Annotated in this window: 15 protein-coding genes and 1 tRNA gene; 6 read left to right on the top strand and 10 right to left on the bottom strand. The window is 72.2% G+C overall.

Annotated features, from left to right (window positions below; all coding sequences use genetic code 11):
• Positions 1 to 194: 194 nt before the first annotated feature.
• The 5 genes from KDY119_RS03990 to KDY119_RS03970 form a co-directional block, all read right to left on the bottom strand.
• The gene (locus tag KDY119_RS03990) at positions 195 to 1,487 is read right to left on the bottom strand and encodes an MFS transporter (RefSeq protein ID WP_148284250.1); all 1,293 of its coding nucleotides are present in this window, start codon (positions 1,485 to 1,487) and stop codon (positions 195 to 197) included.
• 40 nt (positions 1,488 to 1,527) lie between these two features.
• Positions 1,528 to 3,525, bottom strand: a complete 1,998-nt coding sequence (locus tag KDY119_RS03985) for a CHAT domain-containing protein (protein WP_227994515.1) — start codon at positions 3,523 to 3,525, stop codon at positions 1,528 to 1,530.
• 626 nt (positions 3,526 to 4,151) lie between these two features.
• The gene (locus tag KDY119_RS03980; RefSeq protein ID WP_051136787.1) at positions 4,152 to 5,681 is read right to left on the bottom strand and encodes a S8 family peptidase; all 1,530 of its coding nucleotides are present in this window, start codon (positions 5,679 to 5,681) and stop codon (positions 4,152 to 4,154) included.
• Positions 5,682 to 5,782: 101 nt separating this feature from the next.
• The gene (locus KDY119_RS03975; RefSeq protein WP_036953322.1) at positions 5,783 to 6,268 is read right to left on the bottom strand and encodes a carboxypeptidase-like regulatory domain-containing protein; all 486 of its coding nucleotides are present in this window, start codon (positions 6,266 to 6,268) and stop codon (positions 5,783 to 5,785) included.
• A complete protein-coding gene (locus tag KDY119_RS03970; protein ID WP_036953324.1) occupies positions 6,265 to 6,912 on the bottom strand; it encodes an RNA polymerase sigma factor in 648 nt (215 codons plus the stop codon). The genes KDY119_RS03975 and KDY119_RS03970 overlap by 4 nt, the downstream gene beginning before the upstream one ends.
• Positions 6,913 to 7,309: 397 nt before the next feature.
• Here KDY119_RS03970 and KDY119_RS03965 point away from each other — a divergent pair, with 397 nt between their 5' ends.
• Positions 7,310 to 8,605 carry a glycosyl hydrolase family 18 protein gene (locus KDY119_RS03965; RefSeq protein ID WP_036953326.1) on the top strand — a complete coding sequence of 432 codons (1,296 nt, stop codon included), beginning with the start codon at positions 7,310 to 7,312 and terminating at the stop codon, positions 8,603 to 8,605.
• A 76-nt stretch (positions 8,606 to 8,681) separates the two neighbouring features.
• Here the strand turns inward: KDY119_RS03965 and rplA are convergent, their stop codons facing one another.
• The 5 genes from rplA to KDY119_RS03940 form a co-directional block, all read right to left on the bottom strand.
• Positions 8,682 to 9,398, bottom strand: coding sequence for a 50S ribosomal protein L1 (gene rplA / locus KDY119_RS03960; RefSeq protein WP_036953328.1), 717 nt, complete (start codon positions 9,396 to 9,398; stop codon positions 8,682 to 8,684).
• Between the two features lie 80 nt (positions 9,399 to 9,478).
• Entirely contained in the window at positions 9,479 to 9,910 is a 432-nt protein-coding gene (gene rplK / locus KDY119_RS03955; RefSeq protein WP_036953330.1) for a 50S ribosomal protein L11, read from the bottom strand.
• A 113-nt stretch (positions 9,911 to 10,023) separates the two neighbouring features.
• On the bottom strand, positions 10,024 to 10,845 hold the full coding sequence (gene nusG / locus KDY119_RS03950) for a transcription termination/antitermination protein NusG (protein ID WP_036953332.1): 822 nt from the start codon (positions 10,843 to 10,845) through the stop codon (positions 10,024 to 10,026).
• 73 nt (positions 10,846 to 10,918) lie between these two features.
• The gene (gene secE / locus KDY119_RS03945) at positions 10,919 to 11,167 is read right to left on the bottom strand and encodes a preprotein translocase subunit SecE (RefSeq protein WP_036953333.1); all 249 of its coding nucleotides are present in this window, start codon (positions 11,165 to 11,167) and stop codon (positions 10,919 to 10,921) included.
• A gap of 75 nt (positions 11,168 to 11,242) precedes the next feature.
• Positions 11,243 to 11,315, bottom strand: a tRNA-Trp gene (locus KDY119_RS03940).
• A 188-nt stretch (positions 11,316 to 11,503) separates the two neighbouring features.
• Here KDY119_RS03940 and KDY119_RS03935 point away from each other — a divergent pair.
• The 5 genes from KDY119_RS03935 to KDY119_RS03915 all read left to right on the top strand — a co-directional run bounded on the left by KDY119_RS03935 (position 11,504) and on the right by KDY119_RS03915 (position 17,324).
• The gene (locus KDY119_RS03935; RefSeq protein ID WP_051136788.1) at positions 11,504 to 12,016 is read left to right on the top strand and encodes an EXPERA domain-containing protein; all 513 of its coding nucleotides are present in this window, start codon (positions 11,504 to 11,506) and stop codon (positions 12,014 to 12,016) included.
• Positions 12,017 to 12,179: 163 nt separating this feature from the next.
• Complete coding sequence (locus KDY119_RS03930) at positions 12,180 to 14,537, top strand: glycosyltransferase family 2 protein (RefSeq protein ID WP_051136789.1); 2,358 nt, start codon at positions 12,180 to 12,182, stop codon at positions 14,535 to 14,537.
• Between the two features lies 1 nt (position 14,538).
• Positions 14,539 to 15,894 carry an acyltransferase family protein gene (locus KDY119_RS03925; protein WP_051136790.1) on the top strand — a complete coding sequence of 452 codons (1,356 nt, stop codon included), beginning with the start codon at positions 14,539 to 14,541 and terminating at the stop codon, positions 15,892 to 15,894.
• Between the two features lie 18 nt (positions 15,895 to 15,912).
• Positions 15,913 to 16,956, top strand: coding sequence for an adenosine deaminase (locus KDY119_RS03920; protein WP_153021961.1), 1,044 nt, complete (start codon positions 15,913 to 15,915; stop codon positions 16,954 to 16,956).
• Positions 16,953 to 17,324: a GntR family transcriptional regulator gene (locus tag KDY119_RS03915; RefSeq protein ID WP_036953337.1), complete on the top strand. Its 372-nt coding sequence runs from the start codon at positions 16,953 to 16,955 to the stop codon at positions 17,322 to 17,324. Before KDY119_RS03920 ends, KDY119_RS03915 begins: the two co-directional genes overlap by 4 nt.
• The last annotated feature ends 28 nt before the right edge of the window (positions 17,325 to 17,352 follow it).

The raw sequence follows: 17,352 nt of genomic DNA, 5'->3' as shown, positions 1-17,352 counted from the left end.
CCGTGAGGACACCGTTCACGAGGCTCGCACCTGCGCCGGCCTCCGCTCGAGAGCGGGACTTCGGTGACGTCTTCCCGTGCCCCCGGCGAACCGGGTTCCGGGCAGGCGTCGACGACCTGCGGTCTTGGGTACCCGTCCATGGTAGGGCACGCGGCGACGACGACCAAACCGGGTCGGGTCGGCCTCGCGCCTCCTCAGCGAGCGGCGCCCACCAGCTCCGGTTCGCCGGAGGCCGCGCCGTCCACGGGAGCCATCTCGGGCTCGCCTGCCGCGGCACTCACCGCACGCGCCACCGGACGGGCGGTGAGGACCGCGAGGACCGTCGCGAGCCCGCCGCCGAGAACGAGCGGGAGCCGGAGGTCGACGCGCGACAGGATCCCACCGAGGAGCGTCACGAGCGGCACGAGCACCCAGCAGACGGTCCGCCACGTGCCCGAGACCCTTCCCAGCAGGTCGTCCGGGACGCGGCTCTGGCGCACCGAGGCCGAGAGCGAGTTCCAGACGGTCACGCCGAGCGTCATACCGGCGAACGCGACGGCCGCCACGACCACGCCCGCGACAGACGCCGGGGCGAGACCCGCCACGACCAGCAGGGGGCCGCACAGGACCGCCGACCCCGCCATGACCCAGGGGCGACCGACCCGGCGCACGACCCGCGCGAGCAGCAGGGACGCCGCCACGCTCCCGAGCGCTCCGACCGCGAGGAACAACCCGACCATCGCGTCGGGGACACGCAACGTACGGACCAGGAAGACGACCAGCGCCGCCTGCGCGAGCGTCAGGCACGTCGCGGAGCCCGTCGTGACGAGCAGGAGCGTGCGGAGCGGCCGGTCGCGCCAGAGGAAGCGGGCGCCGTCGTCGAGCTGGCGGAAGAACCCGGCCTCCCGCCCCCGCGACGACGACAGCTCCGTGCGCCCGGTCGCGCGCGGAAGGAGCAGCGCGAGGACCGCGGCGACCGCGAACGCCACGCCCGAGACGACGAACGGCACGCCAGCGGCCAGCACGAGCAGTGCCGTCGCCGCCGACGGCGCCACGAGACCCTGGGCGACCTGGGTGCCGGCAGCCACCCGGGAGTTCGCGGCGTCGCGCCCCGCGACGTCCACGACGCGCGGCAGGAGCGCCTGGTCCCCCTCCTCCACGACCGTCTCGAGCACGCCGACCACGAAGATCAGGGCGACGAGACCCCACACGGGCATGCGGTCCGCAGCGACGAGCACGGCGGCCCCGAGCAGGACGGCCGCCCGCAGGAGGTTGGTGGCGCCGAGGAGCCGACGGCGGTCGAACCGGTCGGCTGCGACGCCCGCCGCGACACCGCACAGCAGCCACGGGAGGTAGGACGCGGCCGAGATCGCGGACACCGCGAACGGGTCCTGGGTGAGTCGGACTGCGAGCAGAGGCGCCGCCGTCCACAGGAGCGCGTCGGCCAGGTAGCCGGCCATCATCGACGACCACAGGCGACCGAACGCTCCCCCACCTCGCACTCGCACGGCCCGAGGGTATCGGACCTGCTCACGCAGGGGAACGGCCCTATTCCGGTGCCAGGCCGGCAACCGACGAGAAGCACACCAGCGGCACGGGCTCCGCGACGTCCGCGAGGGCCAGTGCCAGCGCGCCCTCCGGGTCGTCCGACGCGCGGAGCTCGGCGTGCAGCCGCGGCATGATCTCTGCCGCGACCACGTCGGGCAGGGGTGCGACGGACGCGATCACCGCGCGGGCGCCGAGGCGCAGCAGGACCGAGGTGAGGCCCAGGACCTCGCCGCCGAGGCCCGGGGTGACGCCGCCGACCTCGCACGCCGACAGCACGACCACCGACCGCGGCAGGTGCAGCCCGTCGAGCTCGTGCGCGAACAGCGGCCCGTCCGCGAGCTCGATGCACGCGAAGAGCGGGTTGTCGGCGTCGTGCCGGCCGTGCGCGGCGAGGTGGACGACGTCGTGGTCCTCGAAGGCCCGCCGCACCGCGTCCGTGGAGGCGTCGGCGCCCGTGAGCGCGGTCCCGCGCTCCCAGCCGCCCGCGACGTCGAGCACCTCGCGGTCGGCGTGCTGGACCCCGGGACCCGCGACGGCGAGGACGCGCGGCGCCCGCCCGTCGCCGTCGGCCGCGCGGCCCCGGGCGACGTGCGAGTTCACGGCCGTCCGCCGCCCGCGCCGCGACGGGAACGACGACCACGGGAGCGCGATGAGCGGGTCTCGTGCCGCGACGTAGAGGTCGCTCTCGGCGGCCAGGGGCCGCACAAGCAGGTCGTCGAGCCGGCGGAGCCCGGTGTTCAGGGATGCGACGGCAACCTGGTGCAGCGGCGGCGGGATGAGCTCGTTCGACGCGATCTGCAGGTCGGCCCGGACGCGGCGGATCCGCTCCGTCACCTCCACGGCGTCCGCGAGATCGACCAGGCGCGTGCCGCGCGCGTCGATGCGGACTGCGAGCACCCGCCCCCCGACGACGGCGTAGTCCGCCACGACCGCGCCGTCACCCCGGCCGGCGAGGAGCCGGACGACCTCGCGACTCGTCACGGCGTGCGCGACCTCCGCGTCACCGGTCCGCTGCCAGGAGCGTTCGCGCAGCCGGTCCTGGAGCGCCCGCGCCCGGCGGTGGAGGTCGTCGCGCTCGCGCGCTGCAGCCGGATCGGTGTCGACGGGCAGCTCGCGGGCCCGGGCCAGCAGGGCCCGGGCGGTGGCCAGCAGCTCTGCCGACTCGGGGTCCTCCGGCGGCGTGACGCGCGCCGCGCCCGCGAACGTCGCCCGCCCGCGCTCGACCGCGTCGAACACCGCCGACGCGCGGCCCGTCGCCCGGGCCGCGGCGACGTCCGTCCAGTTGAGCCCGACCGCGTGCACGGCGGCGGCCGCCACCGAGTCGACCGAGCCCAGACGCGCGCGGTGCTCGGCGAGGATCCCGAACCCTCGCTTGACCGCGCGAAGGCCCGCCGGCCGGTCCCCCGCGGCGAACGCGAGCTCGGCCGCGACGGCGTATCGCTGCACGCGGAGCGTCAGGGGCGCGCCCCGGAGGTTCGACGGCACCTCCGCGAGCACGCCGCGCGCCGCCTCAATGTCGCCTGCGGACAGCAGCCACTGCACGGCGATCAGGCGCGCGCCGACCGTCGGCTCCCGTCCCAGGACGGCGCCCGTCGTGCTCCCCCGGTCCGCGACGTCCAGCGCCTCGAGCGCCCGACGGCGGCACGTACGCGCCGACGGCACTCCCTCCTTGCGCGCTCGGGAGAGCTCGATTTCGAGCTCGAGCACGCGCGCGACGACCGCCCACGACGCGTGCCCGCCCGCCTCGAAGTGTCGTCGCGCGAGAGCGGCCCACCGCTTCGCGTCGGGGTATCGCTCGAGGCCCAGGAGCGTGCGCGCCCGGAAGTACTCCGCCTCCGCCCGGTCGAGCCGGAGCCCCGCCCTCTGGAGCTGGGGGATCGCCTCCGCGAGCGCCGCGTCGGCCTCGGTCCACAGACCCGCCTCTACGAGGACTTCTGCCTTGCCGAGGAGGGGGATGCCGTCGTCCTGCTCGGGGGCCTGCTGGTAGGACCTGTCCATGTCGGCCAGAGCACCCGGCAGGTCACCAAGAAGACTCTTGGCGTAACCGACATTGTGTTCCGCGAACGCGATGTAGTAGTCGTGTCGCAATTCGTGTGCGTGCGCCAGCGCCTCGATGTAGTCACTGAGTCCCGTCTTTACGTCTCCCAGCTCGATCGAGGCTGATCCGCGATTGATCAGTGTGATCGCAAGATCGCGGTGACGATTCGCCGGTAGAGCGTCGACAGCGGCCGTGAACCTGGGGAGAGCGAGCGACGGAGCACCAGTCCGCAGCAGGATGAGGCCACGTTGGCCGTCCACGACCGCGACCAACTCGCTGTCGCCGAGCGCAACCGCGAGCTCGGCAGCACGATCAAGGATCGCCAGGGTTTCGCTTCTGTCTCCGCGGACAGCGTCCACCGCTGTCGAACGCGTGACGAGTGCCCGTACGAGCAGGCTCTTCATCCCCGCCTCAGCGGACGAGGCAGCTGCCTCGATTCCCCGCGAGAGGTCCTCGATCAGGGGGTCGAGAACGCGAAGAGCCGTACTGTGTTGCGCGCGGACACAAAGTTCGCGCGCACGCTCGAGGCGGTCGGTGTATCGGCCCCAGTCAGGGTCTTGCGTCACACCGACCGCCTTTCGTCAGATCACGTCGCGGGCGCCTCCGCGTACAGATCGCCCACAGCAACCACAGCATCCCACGCCGCTGCCACCCGCGACGATGCCCTTGCACCACGCACGCGTGCGCTGAGCACCGCACTCGCCAGCTGCCCCGCGAGGACCGGAGCCGCGAACGAAGTCCCGCTCCACAGTGCGAAGCCACCCCTGTAGTCGTCGGGGTCAACCGACTCGCGGAGTCCGTCCGCCGTACGCACCTGCGGAACCTCGGGTCCGTCGAACGTGGTCGGCATCGTGCTGAGCGACTTGGCCCCCGGGCGGACAGCAGTGACCCAAGGCCCGTCGTTGGCGAAGTCGGCGAGCGTGCCGTTGGGGTTGGACGCCGTCACGGTGAGCACAGGCGTGTAACCAGGGCCGAGATCGCTCGGCAATTCCGGCACGACCGGGCCACCGGGTACGCGCCGCACCGAGGGAGCCCACGCCGCCGGGTACACGGGACGGGACGATCCGTCGTTGCCGGCTGAGACAACCACGAGGACGCCCGCTTCACGCAGGTCGCGAAGGACACCACGGAGCACACCGTCGTAGTCGTCGCTCTCGGTCTCCTCTGGGTAGTAGCCCAGCGGCAGGACCACAACGTCGACCGCGGCGCACACGTCGTTGCCCGCGACCCCACGCAGGTGGAAGTCGAGCAGTCGCTCGAGACTGCGCGCGACGTCCCACTCGGTCGACTCCCCAGTCGGGCCGGAGACGCGCACAGGCAGGATCACCGCGTCCGGGCAGACCTGGTGCACCACGCCCGCGATGAAAGTACCGTGCCCCGAATACTCGCTGATCGTGCCCTCCGCAGTGCTTCCCGGCTCGGCGTCGCCGTCGGGCTCGTGGTCGTCGTACGTCCCGATCGGGGCGCCATCCAGCAGCACTCCGCGCGCGACCACTGGGCTCGGCGCGTCGAACCACGTGTGTTGCCCCACGCCCGTGTCCACGATCGCCACGACCGGACGACTTACACCCTCAGCCGTCGTCCACACATCGGCGTCGGCGTACACGCGCCGTGGAGCCGGCCCGACGAAAGTCGCGGGTTCACGCGAGCCGGGCACCCCATAACCCGTCGTGCGACGGTGTCCCTGCAGCACGTGGTCGAGCCCGACGCGCGCGGCCTCCGACGACGCCCCGACACCCTCGGCCACCTCGTCCAACAGCTCCCAGGCGTCGACACCGTCACCCGCGACGTGCACCGCCACACCCTGACGCGACGCGCTCTCGCGAGCCTCGGCGACCGGCGCCTCCGTCACGCGAACGTCCAGCCCCCGACGCCCCGCCGCCTCACGCAGCGCCGCCACCAATGCATCGTCCGCCGCGCCGTCGGGCGCTGTCCGCACGATCAGCCGGTCCGCCACGTACCGCGTCGGAGCGACCCGCCGCGGACGCCGCACCCGCGCCCGGACCGGGTCCAGGTCACGGACTTCGTGGACGACGCCGTCGTGGTCACGCAGGGTGCGGGCAGGCCGGCCCCCGGACGCTCCGGGGTCGCCGGTGCCGGGCGGGATCTCGCTCACGGTGATGCCTCTCGTTCAGGACGACGCTCGCCGCGCCGTCGCGTGCGGTGATGGTGGTGCGGCGCGCGCGTCGAGCACGCACCGGGCGGACGTGGCCGTCCTCAGAGCTCGATGACGGGCGTGCTGACGGCGGGGCCGTCGTCGGGCCGGGCGACGAGGCTCGCCGGCCCGGGAGCGACGGCGTCGAACGCGAACCGCCCGTCCTCGTCGGTCCGGGTCGTGACGACCTCGTCGTGCGGGCGGTGGAGCTCGATGTCGATCTCACCGGTCGGCGCGATCCAGCCGTCGATGCGGACCCCGTCGGGCCCGGGCGCCACGGTGATCATGACGGTGCGGGACGTCGACGTGAACGTGATGGTCCGCGCCTGGGTGGGCGCGGCCTCGGCGGCCCGCACCCCGGCGGCCTCGGGCATGCGCTCGAGGGTCATGAGCTCGGTCTCGAGGGCCGCGAGGGTCATCGCGAACAGGGACCGGTCGACGAGGTCCGGCGGCACGGGGTCGGCGAGCAGCACGACGCGTCCGAGCGCGGCGAGCGTCGCCTCGTCGTTCGCGTCGAACGGCTCGTCTGGCGAGTACGGCGTGCTCATGCGTGCCTCCAGGTGTCGTCGGCGCCGCTCTCGTCGAGAAGCGTGCGCAGCTTGGCGAGGCAGCGGCCTCGCGTCGCTCCGATGCTGCCGACCGGCATGCCGATCGCCTCGGAGATGTGCTTGTAGTCGGGCCGGTCCGCCAGGGAGACCAGCCGGAGGAGTTCCCGGCACCGGGCGGGGAGATCTTGGAAGACCGTCCAGAGCGTGCGGTCCCGGTCGTTCGTCGCCGCCACCGTGTCCGGCGTCGGGTCGGCCGAGGGAACCTCGCGGTGCGCGCCGGTCTCGGGGTCGGGTCCGTCGTGCAGCTCCGTACGGTTCTTCTCGTCCCGCCGACGACGGCGCACCGCCTCCCAGGCGCCACGCCTCGCCGTGACGAGGAGCCACTTCAGGACGGCGTGCGGCTCGGCGATCGTGTCCATGTGCCGGACCAGCGCCACCCACGTGTCCTGGACGACGTCGTCTGCGGCCTGGGGCTCGACGCCCTGCGCGCGCACCGTGTGCCACAGCAAGGGCGTCATCTCGCGGACGACCGCCTCGAGGGCCGCGGGCCTGCCCTCGCGGTACTCGAGCACGGCGTGCGCAGCCCGGTCGCCGAGGCTGACCTCGTCGGGCTCTCGTCGGGTCTTCTGTCTGCTCTCAGCCATCGCGCTACCGACGCCTCCCGATCCGGTCGGTTCTCCGCTCAGATCGACGCTGACCTGCGGTTTCGACGATTCTACGAGGGCCCGGTCCGCACGGCGAGGAGCGAGCGGGCGATCTTCGACCATCCCTCCACCGCCTCTCACGTCGTCCTCGGCGCCTGCGCCGATCGTCTCAGCCTGCCGGACGGGTGCCCCGCTCCCCTCTGCCGCGGGGCGCCCGTCCCCCACCAAGGCGAGAGCGGCTCGACACCCCGGTGATACCGGACGTGACAGTGACCTGGGTCACATCTGAACGCTACGGGGAATCCCTTATCCCGGTGTCGCGACGGTGGGAAACCCTCATACCGAGCCCGAGGTGCCCTCACCTACTGTCGTTAGGTCCCCTGACAAAGGAGTTCACATGCACCTCACCCGCAACGCCGCGAGCCGCCGCCGCGCGCTCGGCGCCGCGGCCGCCGTCGCCCTCGGTGCCGCAGCGATGGCCGGCGCGAGCCTCCCCGCGGACGCAGCCACGACCAGCAGCACTCAGTGGCTCACCGGCTACTGGCACAACTTCGACAACGGGTCCGGCACGATCCACCTCGCCGACGTGCCCCAGCAGTACAACCTCGTCGAGGTCGCGTTCGCCGACGCGTCCGCCTCCTCCCCGGGCGGCATCGAGTTCAACCTCGCCACCAAGGACTTCGGCGGCACCTACAGCGTCGACCAGTTCAAGGCCGACGTGCAGACCCTGCACTCCCAGGGCCGGAAGGTCGTCCTGTCGATCGGCGGGCAGAACGGCACCATCAACGTCACGAGCGCCGCCCAGGCCACCAACTTCGCGAACACCGCCTACAGCGTCCTGAAGGAGTACGGGTTCGACGGCGTCGACATCGACTTCGAGAACGGCATCGATGCCACCTACACGTCCGACGCGCTGCACTCGCTCGCGTCGAAGGTCGGCTCGTCGTTCATCCTGACGATGGCGCCCCAGACCATCGACTACCAGGCGACGTCGATGGCCTACTACAAGCTCACGCAGAACGTGAAGGACATCCTGACCGTCGTCAACACGCAGTACTACAACTCGGGCAGCATGCTCGGGGCCGACGGCAAGGTCTACTCCCAGGGCAGCGTCGACTTCGTCACCTCGCAGGCCGCGATCCTCCTCGACCAGCTGGGGCTGCGACCCGACCAGGTGGGCCTCGGCTATCCCGCGACGTCGCAGGCGGCCGGCGGTGGCTACCAGACGACCGCCAACGTCATCGCTGCCGTCGACTGCCTGGAGAAGGGCACCTCGTGCGGGAGCTTCAAGCCGTCCAAGGCGTACGGCAAGATCGGCGGCGTCATGACGTGGTCGGTCAACTGGGACAAGACCAACGGGTACGCCTTCGCGAACGCGCTCGGCGCACGTCTCGGCACGGGCAGCGGCTCGACGACCACCCCGACGTCGACCCCGACCGCCACGACGACCCCCACCACGTCGCCGACGCAGACGCCCACGGCGACCACGACCCCTACGCAGACGCCCACGCCGACGGCCACCACGACGACGCCGACCGACTGCTCGGCGACTGCCTGGTCGTCGTCGACGGTGTACACCGGCGGCAACACGGTCTCGTACGGAGGCAAGGTCTACCAGGCCAAGTGGTGGACGCTCGGCGAGACGCCGGGTGCCGCCCAGTGGGGCCCCTGGGCCGTCGTCGGCACCTGCTGACCTGACCTGAGAACGACGAACGGCGCGACCCCCACGGGGGTCGCGCCGTTCGTCGTCGGGCAGGAAGGAGCCTGGGTCAGGCCGCCTCCTCCTCGAGGAGCTTCGTCGTCCGGCTCTGGTCGAGCGGGATGCCGGGGCCCATCGTCGTCGTGATGGTCGCCTTCGTGATGTAGCGGCCCTTCGAGGACGACGGCTTCAGACGCAGGACCTCGTCCAGCGCGGCGCCGTAGTTCTCGACGAGCTGCTCGTCCGAGAACGACACCTTGCCGATGATGAAGTGGAGGTTCGCGTGCTTGTCGACGCGGAACTCGATCTTGCCGCCCTTGATCTCCTCGACCGCCTTGGCGACGTCCATGGTCACCGTGCCGGTCTTGGGGTTCGGCATGAGGCCACGCGGGCCGAGCACGCGGCCCAGGCGGCCGACCTTGCCCATGAGGTCCGGCGTCGCGACGGCGGCGTCGAAGTCCGTGCGGCCCTTCGCGACCTCGTCGATGAGCTCGTCGCCACCGACGATGTCCGCACCGGCGGCGCGGGCCTGCTCGGCCTTCTCACCGTTCGCGAACACGAGGACGCGGGCCGTCTTGCCGGTGCCGTGCGGGAGGTTCACCGTGCCACGGACCATCTGGTCCGCCTTGCGCGGGTCGACACCGAGGCGGAACACGACCTCGACGGTCGCGTCGTACTTGGTGGTCGACGTCTCCTTGGCGAGGCGGACGGCCTCGAGGGGGGCGTACAGGCGCGTCCGGTCGATCTTCTCGGCCGAGGCGCGGTACGCCTTGCTGTGCTGAGCCATTGCTGCTTCTCCTTGCAGTCGTGGTCGGTCGGGTCCGCCGGCGGCGAGCCCTCCCACTGTGGTGCTGCTGTGCCGGGGCGTCAGCCCTGGACGGTGATGCCCATCGAGCGCGCGGTGCCCGCGATGATCTTCGAGGCGGCGTCGATGTCGTTGGCGTTGAGGTCCTCGAGCTTGGTCTGCGCGATCTCGCGGACCTGGTCCGCGCTGATCGAGGCGACCTTGACCGAGTGGGGCGTGCTCGAGCCCTTGTCGACGCCCGCGGCCTTCTTGATGAGCTCGGCGGCCGGCGGCGTCTTCGTGATGAAGGTGAACGAGCGGTCCTCGTACACCGTGATCTCGACGGGAACCACGTTGCCGCGCTGCGACTCGGTGGCCGCGTTGTAGGCCTTGCAGAACTCCATGATGTTCACGCCGTGCTGACCCAGCGCGGGGCCGATCGGCGGGGCAGGCGTCGCGGCGCCGGCCTGGATCTGGAGCTTGATGAGGCCGGAGACCTTCTTCTTGGGAGGCATGTCGCACTCCTCGCTTTCTGTTCGTGGGCCGACGCCGTGGGCGATGACCCGGTTGCAGTGCTGCCGTCGCGCCCGTCAGCCGGTCCTGGACCGGTCCGACGGGCTGCGGTGGATCAGATCTTGGCGACTTGGTTGAACGACAGCTCGACCGGGGTCTCCCGGCCGAAGATCGAGACGAGCACCTTGAGCTTCTGGCTCTCGGCGTTGATCTCGGAGATGGTGGCGGGCAGCGTGTCGAACGGACCGTCGGTGACGGTCACGGACTCGCCGACCTCGAAGTCGACCGCGATCGGCGCCGCGGCCTGCGCGCCGCCACCGGCGGCGGGGCGCGCGCCGGCCTCGGGCTTCGGAGCCAGGGACGGGGCGAGCATCGAGAAGACCTCGTCCGACGTCAGCGGCACCGGCTGGTGGGTGTGGCCCACGAAGCCCGTCACGCCCGGCGTGTGGCGCACGGCGCCCCACGACTCGTCGGTGAGGTCCATGCGCACGAGCACGTAGCCCGGGATGCGCACACGGCGCACCGTCTTCTTCTGCGCGTTCTTGATCTCGGTGACCTCTTCCATGGGCACCTCGATCTGGAAGATGTAGTCCTCCATGTTGAGGCTCTGGATGCGGGTCTCCAGGTTGGTCTTCACCCGGTTCTCGTACCCGGCGTACGAGTGGATGACGTACCAGTCGCCGAGCTGCGTGCGCAGCTCGCGCTTGAACGCCTCGATCGGGTCCTCCTCGGCCGCCTCGTCAGCGGCCGCGGTGTCGACCTCGGCGGCGGCGTCGTCGCCCTCGACCTCGTCGGTCTCGGGGGCCGCGTCGGCGTCGACGGTCTCGTTCTCCGTCACCTCGGCCTCGGCCTCCGGCGCAGCGTCGGGCGTGACGTCGGACGCGGCGTCGGCGAAGGGGGAGAGCTCCTCCGCGTGGTCCTGCGACTCCTGGGACACGAGCGAACCTGCTTTCGTTGGCGTTGCCGGTGACGGCGTAAGAGGGCTGGGCTTCAGTTGAGGGGCGCCGGCGTCAGTCGCCGAACACCCACAGCACGAGCTTGCCGATGCCGAAGTCCAGCAGCGTCACGAACGCCATGATCGCCACCACGAAGACGATGACCACGGCCGTGTACGTGAAGAGCTCCGAGCGAGTCGGCGTGTGGACCTTCTTGAGCTCGGCGATGACCTGCCGCACGAACAGGGCGATCCGGCCGAAGAACCCGCGCTTGTCGGACGACGCCGAGCGCTTCTTCGCAGCCGGAGCGCTGCTGGCGCTCACGGACTCCGACGGCGATTCGCTCACTTCGTTCCCAACTGTCAGGTCCAACGACGGACACGCACCTCGTGCGTCGTGCAGGGCAGACAGGACTCGAACCTGCAACCTGCGGTTTTGGAGACCGCTGCGCTACCAATTGCGCCACTGCCCTTCGTGGACGTCCTCCTCCAGGGCACACTCCGAGAACCACCTCCGACGAGGGATTCACGGGGCACGTCCCGGATCATGCGTATCGCGCCCTCGGGCACGACCCAGCATGGCGGAAGTCAACCACCGAGGGACCACTCTACGCGACGCCGGGCGGTGGGTCGAACCCGCCCACGGTGGCAGCATGCGTCCATGGCCTCCGACCCTGGGATCCGGGCGCTGCCGCTGCGCGAGCGTCCCGTCGACATCGGCTTCGCGCTGGTGTTCAGCGCCTTCACGATCACCTCGATCATCAGCGACATGCTGCCGACGCTGGGCGTGGACATCTCGCACCCGTCGTCCAACCCGATCGTCAACAGCAACTACTGGTACGCGCACGACACCGACCCGCTGTTCATGCACCCGCCCACCTGGATGCGGATCTGCACGGGCCTGTCGGCGTTCGTGTACCTGCCGTTCTACGTGCTGCTCGTGATCGCGCTCGTCCGGGGCTGGCAGTGGATCCAGCTCCCCGCGGTGATCTACGCGACCATGATCGTCACGCTGACCGGGATCGTGATCTTCGGCGTCGAGCTCTTCGGCGAGCCCGAGTGGGTCACGCCCCGGCCCGGGAAGTTCCTCGCCTTCAACCTGCCGTACGTGCTGCTGCCGGTCCTGCTGCTGATCCGGATGCGCAGGCCGGACCCGTTCTCACGGCGCTTCTGAGGCTGCGGGGCGGGCCCGGTCCGACGACGAACGTTTCCCGCGCCGAAACCGTGCAGTAACGCAGCACCGGCACGCTGGAGCCACGTACCACCGCTGCGCCAAGGGCGTCGAGTCGGCTCACCGTCGAGCAATCCCCCGACGGGACCGACACGAAGAGGACGCCATGAGCCGTGCACTGACGCCCATCCTGATCGACCTGACCGACCGAGATCTCGCGAGCGCCGCCGCCCGGCGGCTGCGAGGGCTGGGCTTCCCCGCGGCCGCCCGCGCGGACGACGCACCCGACGCCCCGCCGCTCCCCCGCCACCCCTCGTTGGTCGTGGCGGACCCGCACACCGCCGTCGACCTGTGGGACGACGACACCGGGCTCGGACCCGGCGTCGACGTCGTCGGCGCGACCGCCCTCGAGCACCACGACCTCGTGGTCGCACACGTCCTGCGGCGCGAGCCGGACCTCGTACCCGCGCCCCTGCCCCGCGCCGAAGAGCCCGCGACCGCGGCCGAGCTCGTCGCCGCGATCGAGCCGTTCGAGGCGTACGACGACGGCCCCGGCCCGGTCGGCGGCCGTTGGGTCGTCCTCGTGGTCCGGGCGTTCGAGCTGCCGCGCGTCGCCCAGCGGTACGGGCCCACCGTGGCCGACCGCCTCGCCGACCACCTGCTGCGGTGCGTCGACGACGACCTCCCGGGCGTCCACCCGGTCGGGTTCACGGCGTCGCGCGACCTCGTCGTGGTCCTCGACCGCCAGCGCGTGGGCCGGATGTCGCGGCGCCTCGAAGGGTTGGCCGTCATGCTGGCCCGCCGACGCTACGGCAGCGACGTCACGGGAGAGCCCGAGACCGAGACGCTCTCGCTGACCCCGCTCCTCGGGTACGCGCCCCTCCGCCCCGGCGCCCGCCGCGCGCTCGCCGGCGCCCTGAGCGCCGCCGACGCGTCCGCGACACGGCTCGACCTCGAGCCCACCAAGGCCCCCGACGTGCTCCCCGAGGCAGCGGTCCGGGCGCTGCTCGACGAGCCCGAGCCGGCCGAGAGCCTGGTCGAGCCCGCACGCACGACCCTGCCGGGCGCCGTCGTGCACGTCGTCGCGGACGCCTCGCGCCGCGTGCGGAACAGGGCGCACGACGCCCTCGCCTGGACCGGGCGGCCGGGGATCCGGCTCGCCTGGCAGGCGGTCGGCACGTTCGCCATCGGGACCCTGGTCCCCTATCTCGCCTACGTGACGTTCGAGCGGGCCGGGTTCGACCTCACGACCGTCACGTACCCGCTCGTCGTGACGGCGCTCGTGGTCACCACGGTCGCGATCGTGGCGGAGAGCATGCTCGCCGTGCGGGAGGACCCGCTCGACGGCGTCGCGGAGCCCGAGACCTGGCCGCGGGTGAGCGCGGTGATCGCCGCCTACCTGCCCAACGAGTCGGCGACCGTCGAGTCGACGCTCGCCGCGTTCCGACGCCTGGACTATCCCGGCGAGCTCCAGATCGTCCTCGCGTACAACACCCCGCAGGACCTGCCGGTCGAGGAGGCTCTGCGCGCGGTGGCCGCCGTCGACCCGCGGGTCGAGCTGCTGCGCGTCGACGGGTCGACGTCCAAGGCGCAGAACGTCAACGCGGCGCTCCAGGTCGTGACGGGCGTGGTGGTCGGCGTCTTCGACGCCGACCACCACCCGGGACCCGGCGGCTTCCAGCGGGCCGTCCGGTGGATCCGCGCCGGCTACGACGTCGTCCAGGGCCACTGCGTGGTCCGCAACGGCGACGCGTCGGGTCTCGCGAGCGTGGTCGCGGTCGAGTTCGAGTCCATCTACGCCGTCTCGCACCCGGGCCGGGCCGCCCTGCACGGGTTCGGGATCTTCGGCGGCTCGAACGGCTTCTGGCGGGCCGACCTGCTCCGCGCGGTCCGGATGCGGCCGCGCATGCTCACCGAGGACATCGACGCGTCGATGCGCGCGCTCGAGTCCGGCGCACGGCTCGCGTCCGACCCGCGGCTCACCTCCTACGAGCTCGCGACGACGACCGTGCCGCAGCTCACCGCGCAGCGTCTGCGCTGGGCGCAGGGCTGGCTGCAGGTCTCGGTCGCGCACCTGCGCACCCTGCTCGCGTCGCCCCGGCTGACCGTCCGGCAGAAGATCGGGGCGACGTACCTGCTGGGCTGGCGCGAGGCGTACCCGTGGATCTCGCTCCAGATCCTCCCGATCCTCCTGTTCTCGGCCGTGCACGGCGTCGGGGGTTCGAAGAGCTGGTTCATCTCCCTGTTCGTCCTCACGACCGTCGCGACCACCCTCGTCGGCCCCCTGCAGACGCTCATGGCGTACGTCCTCGGAGAACCGTCCGTCCGGGCCCATCGCGGCTGGTTCTGGCGCTACCTCATGTGGGCCATGGTCTACACCGAGTTCAAGAGCGCCCTGACCCGCATCTCCCACCTCAAGGAGCTCACCCGTGAGCGCGTCTGGCGGGTCACCCCGCGCGACGTCCGTGCCCCCGCGGGAGCGGCCACCACCGCCCCGCTCGCCCTTCCCGCGAAGGCGGCGTGACATGACCCTCCACGACCCCACCAGCACCGCCGCACCGTCCGCACCCGAGCAGGACCCGCGCCCTCGGCTCGAGGACACCGTCCTGCGCGACCCGTCCGCGGCTCTGCCCGTGAGCGACGCTCCGCCGCGCATCGACAAGCAGCGCGCCGTCCCCGGGAACACCGGCTCGCGTTTCGAGGACCTCGAGGGCTACCGCGGGCTCGCCGCCGTCGGCATCGTCGTCTTCCACGCCTACCAGTTCTGCCGGGCCGGCACCTCGTCGTCGTACGCGTACCAGGACACGTGGACCTACCACGTGCTCCTCAACCTCGACGGGCTCGTGAGCATGTTCCTGGTGCTCTCGGCGTTCCTGCTCTTCCTGCCGATCGCCCGCAAGGTGCTCGCGGGACAGGACCCGGGCTCGTGGCGGCTGTTCGCCACCCGGCGCGCGCTCCGCATCCTGCCGCTCTACTGGGTCGCGATCCTCATCGTCTGGTCGTACCGCAACCCGACGCTCCCGGGGAACTGGCAGGACCTCGTCGAGCACCTCACGTTCACGCAGATCTTCGACCGCGCGCGGATCTTCTACACGATCGGGCCCGCGTGGTCGCTCGCCGTCGAGGTCTTCTTCTACGCGTTCCTCGTCGTCCTGCTCGCGGTCTACGGCCGGGTGCGGGCGCACGAGCGGTCCCCCCGCGTCCGACGGGCGCTCGTGTGGGCGCCCGTGGTGGGTGTGGGCGTGGCGTCGCTCGCCTACCAGGGCTGGGCTCTCCTCACGCACGTGCCCTCCACGCACTACGAGGTCTGGTTCAACCCGCTCGCCAAGGGGTCGATCTTCGTGGGCGGCATGATCCTCGCGCTCGCCATGATCGGCTGGAACACCGGCCACGCGGCGCAGCCCCTGCCCTCCCGCGCGCTGTGGGCGCTCCGGCTCGGCGCGCTCGCCCTGCTCGTCTGGGGGTGCGCGATCCGCACCGAGACGGCCGCGTCGTCGCTGTGGTGGCAGCAGCTCTCCACGGTCGCGTTCGTGCTCCTGCTCGCGTCGTCGGTCCTCGCCCCGACGACGGCGCGCTGGCGCCGCTCGATGTCCTCGCCGGTGCTCGTGTGGTGCGGCCTGATCTCGTACTCCGTCTACCTCTGGCACGAGCCCGTCCTCCTCTACCTCGACGCCCACGGGCGCCTCTCGCACGACCAGTCGGCGTTCCCGTTCGTCGCGCTCGCGCTGCTCCTCGTCGCGGTGCCCGTGGGATGGCTCAGCTACTGGGCGATCGAGTACCCGGTGGGACGGCTGCGGCTCCTACGGACGCCGGGCGGCGCCAAGCGGAGCTTCTACCCGAGCGCACGCCTCTTCGCTCCCGAGGAGGAGGGGCGCGCCTGACGGTGCGAGACTGCCCGGGTGCGTGACCTCGCCGCCCTGCCCAAGGCCCACCTCCACCTCCACTTCACGGGCTCCATGAGACCGTCGACGCTGCTCGACCTCGCCGAGCGGTACCGGATCCGGCTCCCACCCGCGCTCCTCGACACCGACCCCCTCCGGGTCCCGTCGACGGAGCGCGGGTGGTTCCGCTTCCAGCGCCTCTACGACGCCGCCCGCGCGTGCGTCCGGTCGGGCGGTGACATGCGCCGGATCGTCGACGAGGCGGCCGAGGACGACGCCGCGGAGGGGTCGGGGCGCCTCGAGATCCAGGTCGACCCGACGTCGTACGCGCCGTTCCTGGGTGGCATCACACCGGCCGTCGAGCTCGTCCTCGACGCCGCGCGCGAGGCGTCGGCCCGGCACGGCCTCGAGGTCGCCGTCGTGATCGCGGCCTCCCGGCTCAAGCACCCGCTCGACGCGCGGACTCTCGCCCGCCTCGCCGTCCGGTACGCGGGCGACGGCCCGGGCGAGGTCGTCGGGTTCGGGCTCTCGAACGACGAACGTCGCGGCGACACCCAGGAGTTCGCGCACGCGTTCCGGATCGCCGCCAGCGCGGGTCTGGCGTCCGTCCCGCACGGTGGCGAGCTGCTCGGCCCGACGCACGTGAGCGAGGTCGTCGCGGCGCTGCGTCCCGACCGCCTCGGGCACGGCGTGCGGTCCGCCGAGGACCCGGCCCTCCTGGCCGGCCTCGTCGAGGCCGGCGTCGCGCTCGAGGTCTGCCCCGCCTCCAACGTGTCGCTCGGGGTCTACGAGGAGCCGGGCGACGTGCCGCTGCCCGCGCTCGTCGACTCCGGCGCGACCGTCGCGCTCGGCGCCGACGACCCCCTGCTCTTCCGGTCCCGGCTCGTCGACCAGTACGAGACGGCCCGGCACGTCCACGGCTTCGACGACGCCGCGCTCGCGGGGCTGGCGCGGGCCTCCATCCAGGCGAGCCGAGCGTCCGAGCCCACGAGACGCCTGCTGCTCGCGGGCGTCGACACCTGGCTCGCCACGAGCCCGAGCGGTGAGGAGACCACCCGATGACCGACCTGCCGCGACTCGAGGTCGACCCCTCCTCCTCGACGCCGCCGTTCGAACAGCTGCGAGGCCAGGTCGTCGCGCACGTCGAGGCCGGCCGTCTCGCGCCGGGCGACAAGCTGCCCCCGATCCGGGGCCTCGCCGCCGATCTCGGCCTCGCGGCCGGGACCGTGGCCCGCGCCTACCGTGAGCTCGAGGCCGACGGCGTCGTGGTGACCCGGCGACGCGCGGGGACCGTCGTCGCCGACTCCGCCGTCGCCGTCACGACCCGGGTGCGGCGCGCGGCCGACGACCTGGCCGCCGTCGCGCGGGAGGCCGGGCTGGACGACGCGGCGGTCGTGGAGATGGTCCGCGCGGCCCTGCGCTCCCGCTGAGCGGACCCGCGCCGCCCGGTGGACCGTG

The sequence above is a fragment of the Luteimicrobium xylanilyticum genome (assembly GCF_009429125.1).
GTDB classification, from domain to species: domain Bacteria; phylum Actinomycetota; class Actinomycetes; order Actinomycetales; family Cellulomonadaceae; genus Luteimicrobium; species Luteimicrobium xylanilyticum.
Note: the sequence above shows the minus strand (reverse complement) of the source record. Positions and strands in the feature narration are given on the sequence as shown.